Below are 22,000 nucleotides of genomic sequence, written 5' to 3' on the forward strand. Positions count from 1 at the left end.
CGTTTTAATTCATTATGATTTATTTATCATTTACAATTCTATTTGAATGTGTGTATACATTTAAAGATTTATTTCGAATAAATCCAACTGTCGTAATTCCTAATTCTTCAGCTAATTGAAGTGCTAATTCAGTTGGAGCAGATTTAGTAAGTATTACCTCACAACCAATTTTAGCTACTTTTAGTAAAATTTCAGAAGATAAACGTCCACTAAACACAATAATTTTATCTGAAATACTAATCTTATTTTTAAGACAATAACCATAGATTTTATCTAATGCATTATGTCTCCCAATATCCATTCTATTCAAAACAAATCCATTTAAATCACATAAAGCAGCGTTGTGGACTCCACCTGTATTTTGAAACAAAAGAGCTGATTGTTGCATCTCATTCATTAAACGAAAACAATCTTGAAATGATAGCTCAACATTCACTTCTTTCATTTTTTTTGCTGTCAATGCGTCATTTACAAAAACAAAGCCTTGTCTACTCATCCCACAGCATGATGTGATATATCTTTTACTTTGAATCTCTTTATAATATGGATTAATATTCTTTGTTTTAATATGAACAAAGCCTTCTTTTTCTTGGAACCATATGTCTTCAATATCCTCATATTTCCGGATAATTCCTTCAGATGCCAGAAAACCTACGACCATATCTTCAATATATTCAGGAGTACTGACCATCGTAGCAAATTCTTGTCCATTAATTTTAATCGTGACGGGATATTCTGTGACAACGCTGTCTTCTATATAGTTTGTTTCACCATTTTCAAAGCGGAGAATTTTTCTTCTCACTTCATTTGGTAGCATCGTTTTAGATTCCCTTCTTTAACTATTTGTTTTTCAAAAATATTCATAAGAGATGAACCTCTATTAAAAGGCTCATCTCTTATTATTAAACTCTTTTCTATTAAATACAATGAATTGTTTTTTCTACTATTCTTTTAGACCTTTTCCCATACCTTTTAGAAAATTAATACCGAAACCAACTGCTCGATTTACATCAGGGTCTTTCAAAACTTTTACTAAATCAAGAATGCCTATTTTATCATCCTTTTCAAGATGTTTATTCCCTTCATCAATTCCTTTTGTGACAGAATTGATTAACTTTGTGGTTACCTCAGGGTCAACACTTGAAAGTGCACCTGCAGCACCCATTAGGTTATTGATTATATTCGTTACCGGCTCACGGTTCATTTGTCCTAAAGCAATTTTAGCAATTTTCTCTTTAGACTGAAGCATAGAATTCGCAGCTTCAAGCACACCAGTATCATTTAAATCAGAAACTAAGCTCATAATTTTATTTAACGAATCTTCATTTTCTGCTAATAAATTCTTCAAATCCTCTAGCTTCTGCTCTTTTTGCTCTTCTTTCGTCGGTACGTACTTTTGAATTGTCGTGATTGGCTTTGCCATGTTAATTCCCCTTTATTTTGTCGTTAAGTGGACGTATCCTTCTCGCTCCCATTTACGTTTTACTTCAACCCCATTTTGAGGATTTCGTTTTTTATTACGCGGGTTCGATTTTGGCATTGGACTATTACCTTCTACACGTAGTACTTCCATACGTACTCTCGTTTGCTTATAAGCCGGCGTATTTGTACGGTGATCGGCCGCTGGTCCTGTTAAGAAATTAATAGCAGATTCCTTGTTAGTTGAATTCATCGGTAAGAACAACTCATTTTTTTGAACTCGATCCGTTACTAGTGCAGGCAATTTCAATGCCCCATACGGGGATACTAAACGAACTAATGAGCCATCTTTAATTCCTCGTTCATTGGCAAGCTCAGGTGACACCTCCACAAAAATCTCAGGTACCTTTAATTGAATACCATATGATTTATTCGTCATATTTCCTTCATGGAAATGCTCAAGCATACGGCCATTATTAATTAATAGGTCAAACTCTTCCGGAAACTCAACGGGCTCCATCCAATCGGCTAAAGCAAATCTAGCTTTTTTATCTGGGAAATTAAAACCATCTTCATAAAGAAGTTCTGTACTTGCTCCGTCTAAACTTCCCCAAAGGAAGCTATCCCAGCCTTCTATCACTTCATAACTAGCTTGTGAGAAAAGTGGAGCTAAACTTGCCATTTCACTAAAGATATCGCCTGGATGCTTGTAGCTCCAATTTGCACCTAAACGGTTCGCAATTTCTTGAACAATCCACCAGTCAGCTTTTGATTCTCCTAGAGTAGGTAATGCTTGATATAATCTTTGTACTCGACGTTCAGTATTTGTAAATGTTCCATCTTTTTCAAGTGATGGCGCAGCAGGTAAAATAACATCTGCATATTGCGCTGTTTTCGAGAAGAAAAGATCTTGAACAACGAAGAAGTCTAGTTCCGATAAAACTCCATCAATATGATTTGCATTACAATCAACAAGCGCCATATCCTCACCAACTAAATACATAGCTTTCATAACGCCTTTTTCAATTGATTGAAGCATTTGGATATTATCAAGACCTGGTTTGCCAGCGATTTCAACGCCCCATGCTTTTTCAAACTTTTTACGTGCAGTGTCATCAGTAACATGTTGATAGCCTGGAAGCCAACCAGGAAGAGTCCCCATATCACATGCTCCTTGTACATTATTGTGACCTCGTAACGGATACGCACCTGCACCTGGACGTCGATAGTTTCCTGTAGCAAGCAATAAGTTCGAAATTGCAGCAGATGTATCTGAGCCACCAGTATTTTGTGTAACACCCATTCCCCATAAAATACAAGTTCCATCAGCTTCATGAACCATCTCAGCTATTTGAATTAGAGTTTCCTTTGAAATGCCAGTCACGCTCTCGGCATATTCAAGAGTGTATTTCTCAAGAACGACTTTAAAATCTTCAAAGAAGTGAACATTCTCATAAATAAACTTTAAGTCATGCCAGCCTTGGTCAATAATATATTTTGTTACAGCCATCAGCCATACTTGGTCTGTACCTTGTTTCGGTCTAATAAAAATGTCAGAACGCTCGGCCATTTCATTTTTACGAAGATCTGCAACAATCAGTTTTTGACCATGTAGTTTATGAGCTCGCTTAACTCTTGTCGCAAGGACAGGATGACCTTCCGCTGGGTTTGCTCCGACAATAATAACTAGTCCAGCTTTTGCGATATCCTTAATCGTACCTGCATCTCCACCCATCCCAACTGTACGGAATAATCCATCTGTCGCTGGTGATTGGCAATAACGTGAGCAATTATCAACATTATTCGTTTCGAACACTTGTCTTGCTAGCTTTTGAATTAAATAGTTTTCTTCATTTGTAATTTTTGAAGATGAAATAAAACCAACAGAGCCTTTACCATATTCTTGTTTAATTGAACCTAGTTTACTTGCAACTAAATCAAGTGCTTCATTCCAGCTCGCTTCAACAAATACACCATTTTTTCGAATTAATGGTTTTGTAATTCGTTCTTCCGAATTAACGAAATCCCAACCAAATTTACCTTTTACGCAAGTCGAAATTGCATTTACTGGCGCATCAGAGCTTGGTTGAATTTTTAAGATTTTACGATCCTTCGTCCAAACCTCAAAAGTACATCCAACACCACAGAAAGTACAAACTGTTTTTGTCTTTTCCGTACGAGTTTCGCGCATTGCTGCCTCAACCTCTGAAACCGCGAAAATACCACTATATCCTGGTTCTACTTTTTTTACTAAATCAATCATCGGATCTAGTAATTCTTCGTTTAAGCCCGTCATAAAACCAGCTTCACCAAGCATAGATTTTTCCATTAATGCATTACAAGGACAAATCGTTACACATTGTCCGCAACTAACACATGAAGAATCATTAATTGAAACACCTTTATCCCAAATGACACGAGGACGCTCAGCCTCCCAATCGATTGACAATGTCTCATTTACCTGAAGATTTTGACATACTTCCACGCACTGACCACAAGCAATACATTGGTTTGGATCATATCGATAAAATGGATGTGTTAAATCTACTTCACAAGAAGCAACCTTTGGTTGATAAGGATACTTTTGATGCTCAATACCCATTTCCTCTACTGTATTATGCAGCTTACAATTACCGTTGTTATTATCACAAACCGTGCAATATAGTAAATGATTTTCTAATAAACGATCCATTGCTTCAGTTTGAGCTTCCTTAGCTTTTGGTGAAGACAATTGAATATTCATCCCACTCATTGCTCCAGTTGAACATGAACGTTTTAGCTCTCCATTAATTTCAACAATACAAGTATCACAAGTTTGAATTGGATCGACTTCAGGAACATAACAAATTTGCGGATGACTCATTTCATTTTTATTGATGATTTGTAAGATTGTTGAACCTTGCTCGGCAATTATTTCTTTCCCGTTAATCGTGATTGTAACCATGTTATTTTCCACGGTTTTCCTCCCCTTTTTCCCATAAAGAAAACTCACCGACTGGCAAGCCGTGTATTTCGGCGTAGACAGAGGCGTAGTTGCACTTATACTTAATTCTTCAAATTGGCAACGTCATCGAATACTCTCCTTGCTGCCAATTTTTACGTTTTAACGTATAAAAAAATCCACCACAAAAAACACGTACCCAATGATTAGGCTTTATGTCTTCATGGTGGAATAGTTTATTAGCAAATCGTACTAACAGACCAATCCAATTTTTTGTTTACTAAATTGATAGAGTCATAACATCTCTCATACTATGATTCCATCGCTATAAAATAATTATAATCCTAAAATTATAAATAAACAATAGATTCACAATATGTATATAAAACGCTTACAATTTTTACTTTATTTAACAACAGTAGTCTTTAATTTTTCAAAGTTGTTATTAAGCTTTTCAACAGCCTCATTATACTCTTCTTCTAGCTCATTAATAATATCGGCAACTGAACAAATTTTTGTTATTGCCCCAACACCATGGCCAGCAGACCAAATTTCTTTCCAAGCTTTGGCACTTGATTCGTTTTTCATCCCGTCGAAATCGACTTTATCTTTCTTCTTTAATTCCCCAGGGTCAAGTCCAGCCTTCACAATGCTAGGAATTAACATATTCGCTTTTACGCCAGAAAATGCATCAGTCAGTATAAGATCATCTTGTGTTGCATCGACTAACATTTGACGATATTCATCATTTGCTAAGCTTTCTTTCGCAACAATGAAGCGCGTTCCCATATACGCTAAATCAGCACCTGCAGCTTGAGCAGCTAAAATACTTTTACCTGTCGAAATCGCACCTGCAAGCACAATGATTCCATCCCAGAACGTACGAACACTATCAACAAACGCAAATCCATTTAAATTTCCAGCATGACCACCTGCGCCTGATGCTACTAGAATTAGACCATCAACACCAGCCTCTGCTGCTTTCTTGGCGAATTTAATATCACTCACATCAGAAAACACAAGGCCACCATAACTATGTACAATATCAACTACAACTTTAGGAGAACCTAATGAAGTAATAACAAGCTCTGGCTTATGCTTTTGCAAAAGTTCAATTTCTTCTTGCAATCTACTATATGAGCTATGTACAACCATATTCATTGCCCAAGGAGCAATTTTACGCTCAGGCTCATTTGCGCGCGCCAAGGCAAGATTATCATTTAATTGACCCATCCATTGATCAAGAACCTCAATCGGTCGTGCATTTGGTGCTGGAAATGATCCAATTACCCCATTTAAACAAGCTGCCTCTACTAACTCAGGTCCAGAAACTAAAAACATTGGTGCAGAAATGGCTGGTAACCTAAGTTGAGTCCACCACTTTTCAGGAATTTGTTTATTCATATAAATATCCTCCCTTTTCTTAAGTGAATATTCTGATTATTAATAATGATACATTAGTAAACTATTATTTTCAACTTCGTATCATCAAAAAACTATATTTTCGCTTATAGCGAAACTCTACACTCGCGAATTTGTTATACAAATATATTAATAAGAATAATAAAAACGAACCCAATTAGACTCCAATCCATCTATAAATTCATATTTCATAGTGGATTGAACACAGTACACTTTCATTTATTGATAGAAAATTATTATTAGGATTAACAATCTAAGTGAAGGATTGTAGTAACGATTAAATCAAAAAAATATCATTCTCTCATATATAATCTATTCAACTTTAATAAAAAAACAAAAACACTGGAATCCCTTAATTTGGGAGTTCCAGTGTTTGTTATAGTCTATTAGTTTAATATTGTTACTTTAACTTGTTTTCTTCCAAAATTAATCGCATCTTGTTTATTTGCTACAAACACATCAATACGATGTCCTTTGATCGCTCCACCAGTATCACCAGCGATTGCTTCACCATAGCCTTCTACATACACTTTACTTCCAAGCGGGATAAGATTTGGATCTACAGAAATTACTTTCATGTTTGGATTCTTCTTTAAGTTAATTCCTGTAGCTGTAACGCCGGAACATCCTTTACAAGAAGCTGTATATGCAGTAGCTTCCACTGTAACTACTTTTTTGTTCGTTGCTTTTGGTTTAGATACATTCTTTTTTGGTGCAGTTACATTTACTTTTGGTTTAGATACACTTTCTTTTGGCGCAGCTACTTCCTCTTTTGGTTTAGATGTACTTTCTTTTGGTGCAGCTACTTCCTCTTTTGGTGTAGATATACTTTCTTTTGGTGCAGCTACTTCCTTTGTTGGTGCTGCTGCAGTCTTTGGAGACACTGTTTCTGACGGCTCAGCTGAAGTAGTTTCTGTTTGTGTTGCAGTAGTCACTTCAGATTGAGCAGTATTTTTTACACCTTCAAAGATTAATAGATTTAATCCTGGGTGAATGAGATCAGTATGTAAATTGTTCCATTCTTTAATTTGTGAAACTGTTGTATCATTGTTTTTCGCAATATCCCATAATGTATTACCTTCTTCAACTAGATAATGTTTTTCTGGAGCAATAGTTAGTTCATCACCAGGATGAATTAGGTCTGTAGTTAAACTGTTTAACATTTTTGTATTTTCTACTGATGTATTATTCGTGCGTGATAGATCCCAAAGGGTGTCCCCTTTTTTTACTGTGATAGTTGCAGCCTGTACATTAGCACTTACAGTTACTGAGAGTACAGTAGCTGCTGTGATCGTCATTAATTTTTTAAGCATTTCTTTTACCCTCCATGTTCCTTCATTTGCTAATTTTCCTAATCGTAACATAGATTTTTCAGAAAAAAAGAACAGGGAGATGATAAATCATTTACGTTCATGGCATGTTTATTACAGGAATATATCTAAAATTATGGAATTATCGGCAAAAAAAGGCATTTACTTTAGCCTCTTTTCAAGTTAATTCCCCTGTGCTACTTGGTACTGAGCTCAACTTTTTATTTGCGAAATCAATATTAAAAGATTATTAAATAAATTACATAAATTACATTAAATAATGATATTTGTATTAGAAGCCTCATTTCACCTGATATAAGAATCCTACTTTAAAAAGGCAAAGCCGTCTTCATATCATAAAGACGGCTTTGTTGCGCTTAATAAAAGTTTAATTTTTATCTATTTAAATGAAACTCCAGCTAATGCCGCTCCTATTTGATTTTGAGCATTAGTAAGAATGCTTGAAGAAGAAGTATAACCATTCATCAATATCGCAAAATACAGATGTTCACCATCTTTAGTAGTCACATAGCCTGACAGTCCGCTTACACCTGTAAGAGTGCCAGTTTTAGCATGCAAATTATTTTCAGCAAGTGTTTGTACCATTCGGTTTTTTAATGTGCCATCAACTCCAGCAATCGGGAGAGTTTGATCATATACATCAAAAAAAGGTTCTTTACTCATACCGACAAGCACATTTCCGATTTGACGTGCAGAAAGCATATCATATCTACTTAAACCAGAACCATCTACCATTCTATATGTCGGATCAATACCATACTTTAGTAAACTATCTTTTACAACTTGCGCACCTGCAGAAGAGCTTCCTTCCCCTTTTTTCTCCGCCCCAAGTCGCTTAAGAAGCATTTCGGCATAGAAATTATCACTCTCTTTAGTCATAAAGCCAAGAATATCACGTAGCGGTGGCGAGGATAATTGTGATATTTTCACTTCTCCATTTGTCACAACACCATTTTTTACCTCTGCTCGCTTTCTAAATTTAATACCTGCTTTTTCCATTTCTTCTTTCATTATTGTACCAGCATATAAAGAAGGCTCTTCTATAGCCATTTGTTCACTACCAGGTTGTACACTTAAAGGTAGGTCTCCTTTTAAGTGGATGATGTTTTTACCTCGCTCCTTTTCAACCGTAAATGTATTTTTCGAATCAGCTTGTACTGTTTTCGATTCATTTATTATTTGCACATACTCAGTTTTAGGTTCCAAATTAAAAGCTACTGGTTTCCCAACTTCACTAGGTTTATAGTTTACTTGAACTGAACTCCTATTAATTGATAGTGCACTTAATGGGGCATTATATCCATATGGTTCATCATCCCATGCCCATCCAGTTCCTAGACGCTGTGTGTCATATTGACTTTCATCAATAATCATATCTCCATTGATTTGAGTAATTCCTTTTTTCTTTAAATCCTCAACTAGTCTTGTAATTTTTGTACCGTTCTTTTGGCCAGTAGGATCATCAGACTGCAGTGTTGGATCGCCATATCCTTTTATAATGACATCCCCATCTACTTTGCCATGTTTATTTGGAGGTGCTGTTAAATAAAGTTCCGTTTTGAATGTATAGTCTGGGCCAAGTTCTCTTAGTGCAGTAGCTGACGTCAACAGCTTCATATTCGAAGCTGGTGTTAGTAAATCATCACCATCTCGTTGATAAAGCACTTCTTCTCCATTCTTTCGGTCAAGTGAACCTACAACTATGCCTGTCGTTACACCTTTTAAATTTTCTTGATTCAAGATTGGGTCGATTAGTGTAGAAAGTAAAAATGTATCAGCAATTGATTGAACACCATCACCCGTCTGATTAGGATACTGACTAAGTAAAACAGCAACCGCATCCTGAAATGCCGTAGCTGATGATGACGTACGAACACCATTTAACAATATTGAAAATGCAAGCTTATCGCCATTTTGATCCGTTACATAACCAGATAAACTATTGATGCCGCTCATAGAACCAGTTTTGGCATGCACATTTTTTTCAGCACTCGTTCCGATCATTCGTGATTTAAGCGTTCCATCAACACCTGCAATTGGTAGCGATTGTTCAAATACTTCCTTATACTCTTGTTGAGACACATATTTCAATAACTGTGCCATTTGTTTTGGTGAAATTAAATCCATACGTGATAATCCTGATCCATCGACCTGTCTATAGTTTGTATCGATTTCTGCTTTTTTAAGAAATTCCTCAATAACGTCTGCTCCTGCATTAAAGCTTCCTTCATTTTTAGCAACTACACCTAATTCCTTCAATAGCATTTCCGCATAAAAGTTATCACTCTGCTTATTTAACTGAACAATCAATTCACTCAGAGACTGGGAATTATGTACAAGAATCGGAGTACCTGTTGTAATTTTTGTTTTTTCTACTTTTACTTTTTTCTTTATTAAGTCAATTCCTTCTGCACTCAAAGCTTTCTTCCAAACATTTCCTGCAAAAAGTGCAGGGTCATCTATTGCTACATCTTCAGTATAGACCGATGATTGTTTTCCGATCGTACCACTAATAACAACTGAATTCGACCCACGAGGTCTATCAATTACAATATTATTATTGATCCCCTCAACTATTTTTGCATTGTTATGTATGGTTACATAATCAGTCATAGGATTCATCCCTAATGAAGGCGCTTCTCCTATAGAACCATCTGGAGTAATAGAAAGACTTATCATATTTTCATGCACAGCTAATGAGCTGATTTGAGCGTTATATCCATATGATTCATCGTCCCACATCCATCCTGCTCCAAGTCGATCGTCGTCAAAATAACTATCATCTACCAATATATCGCCGTTAATAGATTTAATGCCCTTGTTTGACATTTCTTTAGCCATATTTCGCATATCTTCTTCTGACAAAGATGGATCACCATATCCTTTAACAATTACGTTACCATGTAGCACCCCTTTTTTGTTAATTTGACCAGTAGTGTACACTTCAGTTTTAAAATGGTGATTTGGAGTTAGTTTATCTAACGCCGCTGCTGTAACAAACAGTTTTAAATTAGAAGCAGGTACAAATGTTTTATCTGCGTCATACTCATCCAACAACTCTCCAGTTCTCGTGTTATATACTACAATACCTGCATGCATACCGACTGTGTTTGAGTTTTTTGATAATTGATCTACTAGTCGATCGATTTGTGGAATAGTCTTGACGATTGTTGACGTATCCGTAGACGTAGCATATGCTGGCAGCGTAAAAACTTGCATTGCAAGTACGGAACTTAACAATAACTTGTTACCGATTCGTTTCATTTTCCTCATATTTCCTCTCCCCTTTTTGTTTAAAGTACAAATATTAAGATTCAAATTATTCCAAAAATATCCTTTTTATTTATTTAAATAAATTAAGTCCTCAAATAAAATCCAAGTTTCTATTTAATCATGCGAAAAAATAATTAGATAAAATTTCCATCCTTGAACAAATAATGACAAAATTCGACTCGATAAAAATGTAAAATAGTAATAACCAAGTAAATTATGTAATATAATTGTAATCTACGGATGCAAAGCTATCATTTAAACTCAGTAACATTTATAAATGGAACAATGGGTACAGGAGGTATTTTTTTGGAAACTACTTTAAATGTTAAAAGAAGTAATAGTAAGCGGAGAAGGTCATTTAATCAAATTATTCCCTGGCATTTCATTTTAATTGGAGTAATCGTTATAATCGCAATCATTGCAATCGGTTATAATCGGGCAAACCATTTTAACGCTCAAATTAAGATTAATGGCATAAAATTAAGTGGATTGAATGCTGAGCAAGCACTTAATAAGTTAAAAACTAGCAAACTTAAAAACATAGTTTATGTAGGTGACACGAAAGTATTGGATGGTAAAGATACAAAGATGAGCTTTACCGAGAAGGATCTGCCGGCTATTAAAAAAGTATTAAAAAAACAGCGTACGTTTTTTCCTTCATCAAAAGCAAAAAATTATTCTTTAATGCCAAGTCAATTAGATGAAAAGCAAATTGATGCAATGAATAAACAAATTGAAGAAAAACTTCTCACTCTTAATAATGGATTAAAAGCGCCACAAGATGCGAAAGTTCATTTGGAACAAGGTAATATTATTGTCTCTAAAAGCATTAACGGTGAACAATATGATGTTGCTAATCTAGTAAAAGACTTCAAACGTCATGAATATTCTAGTGTAATTCATTTAAAACCTATTTACCTACAACCTATTAAAGAAAACAATCAAATTGTGAAAAATGAAAAGAAAGAACTACAAGCACTCCTAGCTCGCACAGTTGATTATAAAGTGCAGGATAAAGTTTATTCTTTAAAAGCAAGCGAATTAATTAAAAATGCGTCTGTATCAAAAGATATGAAAGTCACAATTGACTCTGTTGATCTAAAAAACAAGATTGCTGAAATCGATAAAGCTCAATCTACATTAGATAAAAACTTTCAATTTAAGACTCATTCCGGTTCTGTCATCTCAGTTAAAGGACAAGGCTACGGCTGGGCATTAGATGTGGAGAAAGAATCAAAACAAATTCAATCAGCTTTTGAGTCTGGAGAGAAATCTATTACTGCATCTAACATTTTAGGTCATGGCTGGAACGATGAAGGTTATGGTTATACTACGACCTCAAACAATGGCATTGGTGATACGTATGCTGAAGTGTCGATTTCAGAACAACGTATTTGGCTTTACAAAAACGGTAAATTAGCTATCACAACTAGTGTCGTTACAGGTAAACACATCACTGGTGAGGATACATCAAAAGGAGTATGGTATGTCCTTTATAAGCGAACGCCATCTATACTTAAGGGCTCTCACGTAGGAAGTGGCGCATATGAAGTTCAAGTTGATTATTGGGCACCATTCACAAACAGTGGCCAAGGTTTCCACGATGCTAGCTGGCGAACTAATTGGTCAAATAATGCTTATCTAACTGCAGGTTCAGGTGGGTGCGTTAATACACCACCTAGTATAATGAAAACTGTATTTGATAACCTTAGCACATATGAGCCAGTAGTTATTTATTAAAAGTAGTTAAAGCAGGAAATCCTTGGAGATTTCCTGCTTTTTTATTTGATGGAATTTATTTAAATAAGTTAAGTTATAAAATGTGATGGGGGATCGCAAATAACTCTCGCGATCGCTATTAAATTTCCAGAATGGCAATTAAATATAAAAAATACCCATACCGGTAATAGTATTTTTACTTAATTATCCTCCCTAAGTAGATACTTTCAAATGGAAAGTTAGCAAATTTTCTTTAATTTAATCTAAACTGCTAAAAAATGGCTCGAAATCTACTGCTTTTTCATGAAAAAAACAGAACCTCGTCCCCCCTTCTCAATTACAATTTTAATCGCATCTCTAAGGATCAGCTAACCTGTTTATGGGGAGTCTAATCAAATTAAGTCGACCATAAAATTCCAATAAAAATAGCCATAATCTTAGTAATTATCAAGAAACATCTCATTATTACAAATTTGTCCAATTTATTATATTTTGATTATTTACCCCTTATTAAGTGAACTCACATATGAGGTTATGTTAGAATTTAGACTTAATGTGTTCTCACATTCTTAATTAATTAATTACCAAATTCATGTATATCTAAGATTTGCCCTTACTAGTCTTTGAGGTAAGGGATTTTTCTTTGTTGTATTTAGGTATTGGGAAGAGGGAAGGTTTAATAATGAAGTCGAAGTCAGGATACACCTTAATTACGTTAAATTTAAAAAAAGAGAGAAAAAAGAAGAGAACAATGAACCAAGTGGCATTAGTAGGACTTGCCTCAACATTTGTAGCCATTCAAGTTCCAAACACTACAGAAGCTGCCACGTCAATTGATCCTAAGAAAACACTGCAATCTAGTGCGCAAACTTTTTCTGAAAACACAAATACATATAAATCAAGTGGTAATGGTGTCCGCATTAGATCTGGGGCCGGTACTTCTTATCAAATTTTAGGTAGTGTTAATAAAGGGCAAAGTATTGATGTAATCTCATATTCCAATGGCTGGTATAAGGTAAAAGTTAATGGGATATCAGGATATATGAGTGCATCTTATGTTGCAAAAGTAACCGAATCGAATAGTAGTACTAATCAAGTAGTCACTTCGGGAAACTATATTTCTACTGGTAATGGAGTACGCATTAGAACTGGGGCCGGTACAAATTATCAGATTATAGGTAGTGTTAATAAAAATCAAAAACTAGATGTGATTTCAAGCTCTAATGGCTGGTATAAAGTTAAAGTTAATGGCTTAACAGGGTATATGAGCGCATCTTATGTTGCAAAAGTAACTGAATCAAATAGTAATACTAACAGTAATCCGGTCGTTAGCACTGGGAACTACATTTCTACAGGAAGTGTCAACATAAGATCTGGGGCTGGTACTTCTTATCAGATTTTAGGTATCGTAAATAAAAATCAAAAACTAGATGTGATCTCTAGCGTAAATGGTTGGTACAAAGTTAAAGTTAATGGCTTAACAGGGTATATTAGTGCATCTTATGTTGCAAAAGCAACAAATACAAGTTCAAATTCAAATAACTCTCAACCAGATAACTCTCAAACGTTTGATGTACAAAGTTTAATAACCTATTCAAAAAAGTATTTAGATGTACCTTATGTTTGGGGTGGAGCAACTCCATCTGGATTTGATTGTAGTGGATTTATTTCATATGTATTCAAAGAATTTGGCGTGTCACTTCCAAGAACAAATGTTGCAGGTTATTGGTATAATAACTCAAACTTAAAAACTGTAAATAATGCACAACCTGGAGATTTAATCGTTTTCAAAGATACATATACTTATGGGCCTTCTCATATGGGTATTATGATTAATAGCACAGAGTTTATCCATGCAAGTAGCAGTTCAGGTGTAACAATTTCTAATATAAACAATACATATTGGGACCAACATTTTTTAGGATTTAAAAGATTTCAATAAGGTTTGAAAACTATTTAAATTTATAAGACTTAATAGAAAAAGTTCAACTTTACTTGTTCAGTAAAAAGTACCCTATTAAATAGACCGATTTAAACAGTCTACTATATAGGGTACTTTTGTTTATCTTTTAGCATTTAAATAGTATTAAACTCGATACTCATCCGCGCGCCAATTTTTAATACTCTGTTTAATTTCTTTGGAAGATAATCCTTCATTTACTGCTTTTTCACTTAACTCGACAAACTCCTCATCGCTTGCAAATCGTAATGCTATGATCTGCCCCATTGTTGTTTTTGGATTTAACGGTTTACCTGTTAACGTAAAATGACGGAAATTTTCTTCCATACGAATGACACGGTCTTGTACTTTATTCGAGTACATTCTTGTGAGTAAAAATGAAATAACTAATAAAAGTGAGGTAAATAGAATAAATACCGCTAGCCAAATATGATCACAATTTTTTATCGCAATACATAAGTTAACGATTGAACCAATAATTGTGATTAATGCTAGTGGTGCACCAAAAAAGTGAAATAGTGGGTGATATCGAACATGTTGATCTAAGCTTTGCTGTTTCATATGTATATCTCTCCTTTAAAAATATATTATGTTCCCTATTCTATCATTATTATTCGAACTGCATATTTATCATTAAAGAATTTTTATATACTAAAAAAATCTAGTAAACCTTAAATTTAGGCTTTCTAGATTTTTTTCAAATTATTTTCATTTCTACTATATATGAATAAAAAACATCTAGTAAGGACATTATCGAAAATGGCAGTATAGATGTTTTTCTAATCATATTAGCAACTCACTTGATCTCTTCCATTATGCTTTGATTTATATAAAGCTTGATCAGCTTGTTTAATCAACTTTTTAATATCTTGTTCACTTTCGGCAACTAATGATGCCACACCAATGCTTAAGGTTACTAACTTTTCCTCAGAATCTTCATGTTCAATCTTTAGTTTTTTTACATTTTTACATATACGAATCCCTATTTTCATTGCATCGTCAAGATTTGCTTTCGGTAACAAAATAGAAAATTCCTCTCCGCCATACCTTGCAACTATACCTGACGAACTAGTTGTATCTGATTGCAGACATAATGCGATCTTCTTTAAGCATTCATCACCTTTTGGATGGCCATATAGATCGTTATATTTTTTAAAATAATCAACGTCAATCATTAATAAAGACATTGGTATTGAACTTTCATAAGATTTGGAGCAAAAATTCAAAAATTGTTTATCAAAAAATCTACGATTATATAACCCTGTTAAACCGTCAACATTTGCAATGTTTTCCATCTTCTTTAATTTCATTTCAGTATTTCGTGTTTGATATGCGATAAAGTAACTTAATAATAAAGCTGGCACAAACATTAAAATCCAATATCCCATCGTTTGAAGTAATCTCCCTAATACAATCTCACCAATCGGCGCTAAAACCCATTTATCGAATAAATAAAAGCCATAACATCTTACGAGTATGATTAGAGGAGTTAGTATAAAAAAACGTTTCTTTTCTGACCATTTTTGATAATTCATTAAAAAACCTATTAATAAAATAATCAATAATAATGAAGTATCTAATTTATAAGAATAACTATATCCATTAAAAAAATAAAACACGACTAAATCGAATAAAAACATCGTTACTAATGTTACATTTCCAAAAAAAATTGCAGCAATTTCTATGCCAAGTGCTCTTATTTGGATATTAGTACCGTGATCTGTAACAATTGGAAATTTGATTAGCACGATTGTCAATAAACTTAATAAAACCCCTATAATAAATTCATGTAATTTTGATTTCCCTGTTAATCTTTCCCTTGCCCCTCCCCATAAAACAGAAGAAGTTAAATAAAAAAAACTAATAATAATCGTATAAGTAATAAAAATATTTTTAAAAAGCATATTCCCTCCAGGGATTACCTTTAATAAAAGTTGATTTGTAATCTTGTATTCATACTTAATGTTTACGCGTTATTATATTAGCATAATTCTTAATTACTTTGTATACAATTTAAAACCAATTGGAATACCATTTTTTTCAAAATATAAATAGAAGCGTCTTTAGTCAAATCTGACCACAAGACGCCTCTGTATTACCCATCCTGACTTTAGTATTATTCAACAACTCCTGTATGAAGAATATCTAAATTAACCTTTACTTTTATTTTTGCGCTAGAATATTCTTTATTCCATTTTTTCAAATTAAAGTTTCTTTGATGTGCTTCTAATTTTGAACCTAATCCAATTGGATCAATATTCTTTTCTTGAAGAAGCGAAATTAGCCCATTTGCATTTTTTTCAATATCCTTTTGAATTGCTTTAGTTAATTGTTTAATATGTTTAGGAAAGAATATTGGTTTGTCACCAGTATATTCTTGAATTCTTGCATTCATATTCAGATAAATTGTAAATTCTGGTTTCCCTTTTTTGATTTTAACACTATATTTACTTTTGGAAGTTAAATTATCAATTGCTACATATTCCCCGTCAATTTTGAACTGATGTAAGCCTTGTTTATAATGTTCCATCATCCCTTTAAAAATGAAGGTATATTTCCATGGTATGATCGTAATGAGTTTATCCTGTTTAAATACAGCAATTCCAGTTAATTTGATTTTATCGTTTACAACTTTTAAAACAGGTAAATATGCATCCTGCCCTACTTCAAAATATTGATAGATAAACGTTGCGAAATCCGTATAAGGAAAAGGTCCCGTCTGAGAATTATGTAGAAGTAGATCATAGATATATAGTGCTATGTTTTCCTTTGTATACTGTTTTAATGAAAGTAAATCAGCTGTTTCCCCATCAACTATTGCAAGTTGTATCATATTTCCGACAGCTGGGTCACGATTAAACGTATCGATAATTGGAAAGAACCCTTTTTTTGCTAAGTCTAAACTAAAAGTAACAACACGAAGCTGACCCGAAATTAATCGATACCTTATTTGACTATCTAGTCTTTCTCTTACTTTTTTTATCGTTTCTCCATCTGCAGAAGAAACACTAAACTCAGTCTGTCCTGTTGGTCGAAAGACAGGAAAAACAACGGTTCCTTTAATTTGTTTTGGATTTACTAAGTCAAATCCTGCAGCTTCAATAATATTTAGTTGATTGACATTCGTTGATGGCACAAGTGAACAACCATTCAAACATATAGTAATACAAATAATAACGATAAGAAGGGAATTTTTCATAGCGTTTTCCTAGACTTTGTAGTGATGAAGATTATTGAAAATAATGGTATGTAAACATAAAAAAGGTATAATGCAATTTTACTTGTATAATTAGTAAATGCATCTATTTGATAGCGAGTTTCAAGTAATTGACAAACAACAAGACTAATTATACTGATCAAGATTAATGCATACTTTTGCTTCCATTTAAAAATTAACTTTAATCCTCTACTTGTGCTCCATAATGATAAGGCTAAAATGGAAATAACTTTGATTAAGAAACTGGAAATTAATATATATTCAAATCTTTCTAAAAAAGGAAAATGGATTAACATGGCAATATATATTCTCGACCAGATTATATGTTGAATTTGTTTTTCACTTAAAAGTAAATATGTAGTAAATGCTGATAGTGTAAAAACTAATGTTGAAAAAGCAACCCCAAACTGAGCAAATTTTTGTGAGGTATTTCCATTTCGAATGAAAGGAAAAACCATTAGTAAAATTTCAAACCCTGCCATTGTATAAACTGTCTGCTTTGCTGCCAATAATAGATCTTTAAATGAGTGATCAAGAAAAGGGAATATATTATCCATATGGACATATTTATGTGGCAAATGAAACAACAAAGCATAAAGCAGTGCTGTAAAGATTCCCGATAAAAAGGCAATTCCAACTACTACTCGAAATCCGCCTGATATGATGTAATACAATAAAAATAAAATAATAGTAGCCAATACCCATGTTGCAAGAGTTGGAAACATCCAAACTTGAACGATTTCAATATATAGTCTTAAAACAGAAATAGATAAAAGAAGATAATAAACCATAATGACTAAGCTAAAGGTTGAACCGATAATATTTCCAAACAATTGCTTATGAGCATCAATAATATCTCCTTTTGCAGCAATTAATAATTTATACATAAACCACACAACTGCATGAACTAAAATTCCAGCAATTATTACACTAATCCACGCATCATACCCAGCATATTTTGCAATAATTCGTTGAAATCCTAAAACACCTACTCCTATTTGAGAGCTTGTAATAATAAAAAACAGGAGATATGGTGATACCTGTTGTCTTCTATAAGTTGCCATGATCAAATCTCCTCATTTTTTATTCATCAAAGTCACTTGGTGGACCTGGCTGTTTACTATCATTTGTTGACCGAAATAAACTAGCTGGTCTTAAAGTTGTAGGTCTCTTTTTTTGAACAGCAAATGGCAATCTAACCCATAAATCAAATGCAGTCGTTTTTCTAAAAGGGTAAGCCCCAATATACGGTCTTCCTAAAGATGTTAATCGGAGTAAATGAGTTATTAAATAAATAAATCCCATAAAAATCCCTAAAAGGCCAATTAATTGCGCCATTAAAATAACAGGAAATTTAATAAATCGAATTGTATTATTAAACTTATAAATGGCAGATGTGTATGAAGCAAGTGTTCCTAGCCCAACAAGAATTAAAAGAATATTACTTGTTAACTTCGCTTCAACAACCGCTTGCCCAATAACAATACCACCTACGATCCCAAGTGTTTGCCCGATTTTTGACGGCAAACGAAGCCCCGCTTCCTTCACTAACTCGATTGTAATTTCTAAAAATAACACCTCAATAATTGGAGGAAATGGCACTGATGCTCTTGATAGGATTAAAGATTCAAGTAGGCGAGGTGGAATCAGTTCATAATGATAAGTCAAAATAGCAACATAAAAAGGTGTTATAAAGATCGAAAGTGCAAAACCAAACATTCTTATCAAACGGAAAAATGTAGCCAGTACCCAATTGACATAATAGTCTTCCATTGCGATAAAAGTTTCATCGATCAACGCAGGCGTCAACAACGCATTTGGTGAGCCATCCACAATAATAACAATTTTCCCTTCAACTAACCCTGCGACTGCACGATCAATTCTTTCAGTAGGAATGGATTGTGGAAAAATTGAATGTGTATTATCCCCGATCATAGATGAAATAAAAGAACTATCTGGAATATGATCATATTGAATATCGTTAATCCGCTGAGTTACTGTATTTACATTTTCTTCATCAGCAATTTCGCTTAAATAGATTACCGCAACACCGGTTTTCGATAATGTTCCTACCTTAAATTCCCTTATATGAAGTTCAGAAATAGGTAATTTTTTTCGAATTAAATTTATGTTGATAACCAAATCTTCTACAAATCCAATCTGTGGACCTAAAGTAGTAGATTCCATTAAAGGCGGACCAATTGTTCTTGAAATGTTGTTTGCAACATCAACAAGTAAACACTCGGTTTTATTATCCCCGTACTGAATTGACACATATCCTTCAAGAAGTTTTTCGATTACGACAGAATTATCCGTAGTTACAATCAGTTCTTGAACTGGAATTTGAGATTTTAATTGTTGTAATGTTAGATTCTTTGTTAAATACGGAAGTACTTCCTCATGCATGATCTCAGATCTAATTAACGTTCGAAAAAAGTAGATACGATAAACACTTTTATCTTCCACATCACTTGAAGTTGTAAAGAAAGTGAAATCATCTGATTTCGATAATTCTTCAATCCAATTTTTTTGAGAAGAATTCTCTTTCACACGATTATTATTATTTCTCATACTGTTCCCCTAGTAGGTTTTATTTTATAATTTGAAACAGGAATGGAAATTATTCAATTTTATGGAAAAAAATAACATGACGTTATTCTTACGCAGACTGCACATAAAAAAGAGGCTGTCCTAAGAATAGTGGAACTGACTGGGCCGCACTTTTTTTCAGTCTTAAAACTGGATGTTGGAAAATGGAGGGTATCTTAGGGGTGTTTCTTATTTATAGTTGATTTGTTTATCCATATTTTTTAATATATAACGGATCACTCAATTTTTTTTAGTCGGTTTAATTAGAAATAGAGGAAACTTAACATTTTCCTTTTATACATAGCCACTATTGCCCCTTTATTAAGGTGAAATACGGTATATACCCCTAACCGGTATAGGTAATATTCTATCTAATTTAGGATTCTAAGAAATTTAATTGCAGATTCACTAATTTTATTTGTAGCTTCCCTATTTTTATTTGTAGCTTCTGATCTCTTATTTGTACCTTCAAACTGGTTTATTTAAAGGTCTCACATTCTTTAATACTACCTAAAAAAAGAGGATGCCCGAAAATGGACAGGCTCTTCATTCAGTTCCCCGTATCCCATCGTTCATCAATTACCTCATGAACTATTTAAAATTAAATTCACATTATTTCTCATAAATTATTGTATACTTTTTGTATTGTTATTGTTTTTTAAAATTACAACACTAGATTTAAAATTCGAAACAATAATTCTGTAAATACAAAGAACTAAATGAAAATAGGAACGCGAACAAATTGCCCAATAATATTACACTTGAACAAAAAGCATTTCATGAAATAAAAAAAGAAATCATCCAGGGAAATATCAACCTGGAACATTTATTACTAAAGCAACTTTAGTAAAGGATTTGGGCATGAGTAGAACTCCTATTCGAAGAGCACTTATGTCTTTAGAATCTTCCGGGTTCATTAAGCACTATTTAGAGGGAGAATCTGAATTATATTTTAATGAAGTAAATCATTTTAATAACTTAATCTTACAGCCCCCTCAAAATGACTTAATAATGGAAACGATGACTAAATTACTAAATAGATTTGCTGCTGGTTCAATAAAATACTTTCAAATTAGGAAAAATTCCTTTTTGAAAACGTTAGCTGCCTATGAAGAATTAGTTTTAAAAGGACGATCATAAATGATTTATTATAAATTCAGCAAATTTCCCCTTACTCAGTTTCATAAAAAGAAACTTTAAGTGAAATATTTTAATCATATAGCTTTATAATTGCATTTTTAATGTATACTAAAGGATAAATATACTATAGGAAAATAGACAAGATTTTACTGAAATACATACACTATGTTATAGGAGAAACTACATGGCAAAGGAAAAAACATTAGAACAAATTGCATATGAAAAAATAAAAGATCTAATACTTTCAGGTGAGTATCCGACTGGCATGCACTTGAAAGAAACAGCACTTGTATCTGATTTACAAATGAGCAGAACACCGATTAGAAGAGCATTAGGTAGACTTGTATCCGAAGATTTTCTATCTCATAATAATTTTCATGGCACAACGGTAATGTATACTCATTTCACATTAAACGAAATCATTAATATGATTGAAATTCAGTGGTGCTTTGCTGTATTCTGTGTTGAAAAATCTGAAAGAAAGCATATAGCTTTTAATGTAAAACTACTAAGAGAAATTACATCCTCTATGGAAAAAGCATTCAATGCGGATGATGCTTATCAATATCATCGATCATTAACTGAATTTTATAAAACGTTTTTACTAAATTCTCAAAACAACTTAATTGTTGAAATGCTTGATCAATTATGGAAAAGATTTACCGAAGAAGCTACATCTTCTAACGTTTTTAATGTTAGAAAAAATAGAATTCCTCATACAATTGGATTATATAATTCAATTATTGAGTGCGTCGAAAAATCAGAATTTGATAAAGCAAAAGAGATTTTTACACAACTAAAAGAGGAAGCATTTATTGATTTAATGTTCTAAATAAAAAACATCTAAAACTGTTAAAGGTTTTAGATGTTTTTTAGAAACTTACTTGATCTCTTCCAATTCAATTTCAAGATTTTTTATTAAATTGCATAAACGATTTGCTATTCTTCTTGCATCTTCAAGAGTAGATTTTGGTAATAATCTTGAAAAC

The 22,000-nt window shown here is 33.2% G+C and carries 15 protein-coding genes; 4 read left to right on the forward strand and 11 right to left on the reverse strand.

Annotated elements, in window-relative coordinates; translation table 11 throughout:
- Positions 1-19: 19 nt before the first annotated feature.
- From fdhD to dacB, 6 genes are all read right to left on the reverse strand, one after another.
- Positions 20-817, reverse strand: a complete 798-nt coding sequence (gene fdhD / locus ACFCYN_RS17720) for a formate dehydrogenase accessory sulfurtransferase FdhD (protein WP_172443775.1) — start codon at positions 815-817, stop codon at positions 20-22.
- Between the two features lie 126 nt (positions 818-943).
- Positions 944-1,423, reverse strand: coding sequence for a helical membrane plugin domain-containing protein (locus ACFCYN_RS17725; protein WP_098172437.1), 480 nt, complete (start codon positions 1,421-1,423; stop codon positions 944-946).
- 12 nt (positions 1,424-1,435) lie between these two features.
- The gene (gene fdhF, locus ACFCYN_RS17730; RefSeq protein WP_375950729.1) at positions 1,436-4,363 is read right to left on the reverse strand and encodes a formate dehydrogenase subunit alpha; all 2,928 of its coding nucleotides are present in this window, start codon (positions 4,361-4,363) and stop codon (positions 1,436-1,438) included.
- 402 nt (positions 4,364-4,765) lie between these two features.
- Positions 4,766-5,764, reverse strand: a complete 999-nt coding sequence (locus tag ACFCYN_RS17735) for an NAD(P)H-dependent flavin oxidoreductase (protein WP_375950712.1) — start codon at positions 5,762-5,764, stop codon at positions 4,766-4,768.
- 404 nt (positions 5,765-6,168) lie between these two features.
- Entirely contained in the window at positions 6,169-7,095 is a 927-nt protein-coding gene (locus ACFCYN_RS17740; RefSeq protein ID WP_375950714.1) for a LysM peptidoglycan-binding domain-containing protein, read from the reverse strand.
- Between the two features lie 396 nt (positions 7,096-7,491).
- Positions 7,492-10,386 (reverse strand): D-alanyl-D-alanine carboxypeptidase/D-alanyl-D-alanine endopeptidase, encoded by a 2,895-nt coding sequence (gene dacB, locus ACFCYN_RS17745; RefSeq protein WP_375950715.1) that lies wholly within the window; start codon positions 10,384-10,386, stop codon positions 7,492-7,494.
- A gap of 285 nt (positions 10,387-10,671) precedes the next feature.
- Here dacB and ACFCYN_RS17750 point away from each other — a divergent pair, with 285 nt between their 5' ends.
- Positions 10,672-12,126 (forward strand): L,D-transpeptidase family protein, encoded by a 1,455-nt coding sequence (locus tag ACFCYN_RS17750; RefSeq protein WP_375950730.1) that lies wholly within the window; start codon positions 10,672-10,674, stop codon positions 12,124-12,126.
- Between the two features lie 661 nt (positions 12,127-12,787).
- Positions 12,788-14,047: a C40 family peptidase gene (locus ACFCYN_RS17755; RefSeq protein WP_375950717.1), complete on the forward strand. Its 1,260-nt coding sequence runs from the start codon at positions 12,788-12,790 to the stop codon at positions 14,045-14,047.
- Positions 14,048-14,191: 144 nt separating this feature from the next.
- Here the strand turns inward: ACFCYN_RS17755 and ACFCYN_RS17760 are convergent, their stop codons facing one another.
- The 5 genes from ACFCYN_RS17760 to ACFCYN_RS17780 all read right to left on the reverse strand — a co-directional run bounded on the left by ACFCYN_RS17760 (position 14,192) and on the right by ACFCYN_RS17780 (position 19,853).
- Positions 14,192-14,626: a DUF6526 family protein gene (locus tag ACFCYN_RS17760; protein ID WP_172443769.1), complete on the reverse strand. Its 435-nt coding sequence runs from the start codon at positions 14,624-14,626 to the stop codon at positions 14,192-14,194.
- 227 nt (positions 14,627-14,853) lie between these two features.
- Positions 14,854-15,969, reverse strand: a complete 1,116-nt coding sequence (locus ACFCYN_RS17765; RefSeq protein ID WP_375950719.1) for a GGDEF domain-containing protein — start codon at positions 15,967-15,969, stop codon at positions 14,854-14,856.
- Positions 15,970-16,181: 212 nt separating this feature from the next.
- Positions 16,182-17,264, reverse strand: a complete 1,083-nt coding sequence (locus ACFCYN_RS17770; protein ID WP_172443767.1) for a Ger(x)C family spore germination protein — start codon at positions 17,262-17,264, stop codon at positions 16,182-16,184.
- The gene (locus tag ACFCYN_RS17775) at positions 17,261-18,346 is read right to left on the reverse strand and encodes a GerAB/ArcD/ProY family transporter (protein ID WP_375950721.1); all 1,086 of its coding nucleotides are present in this window, start codon (positions 18,344-18,346) and stop codon (positions 17,261-17,263) included. Before ACFCYN_RS17775 ends, ACFCYN_RS17770 begins: the two co-directional genes overlap by 4 nt.
- A gap of 19 nt (positions 18,347-18,365) precedes the next feature.
- Positions 18,366-19,853, reverse strand: a complete 1,488-nt coding sequence (locus ACFCYN_RS17780) for a spore germination protein (protein WP_375950723.1) — start codon at positions 19,851-19,853, stop codon at positions 18,366-18,368.
- 879 nt (positions 19,854-20,732) lie between these two features.
- Between ACFCYN_RS17780 and ACFCYN_RS17785 the strand changes: the two genes are divergently transcribed.
- Entirely contained in the window at positions 20,733-21,011 is a 279-nt protein-coding gene (locus tag ACFCYN_RS17785) for a hypothetical protein (protein ID WP_375950725.1), read from the forward strand.
- Positions 21,012-21,195: 184 nt separating this feature from the next.
- Positions 21,196-21,843 (forward strand): GntR family transcriptional regulator, encoded by a 648-nt coding sequence (locus ACFCYN_RS17790; RefSeq protein WP_375950727.1) that lies wholly within the window; start codon positions 21,196-21,198, stop codon positions 21,841-21,843.
- The last annotated feature ends 157 nt before the right edge of the window (positions 21,844-22,000 follow it).

Origin of the sequence: Gottfriedia sp. NPDC056225, from assembly GCF_042267765.1 — a bacterium.
Lineage (GTDB): Bacteria > Bacillota > Bacilli > Bacillales > Bacillaceae_G > Gottfriedia.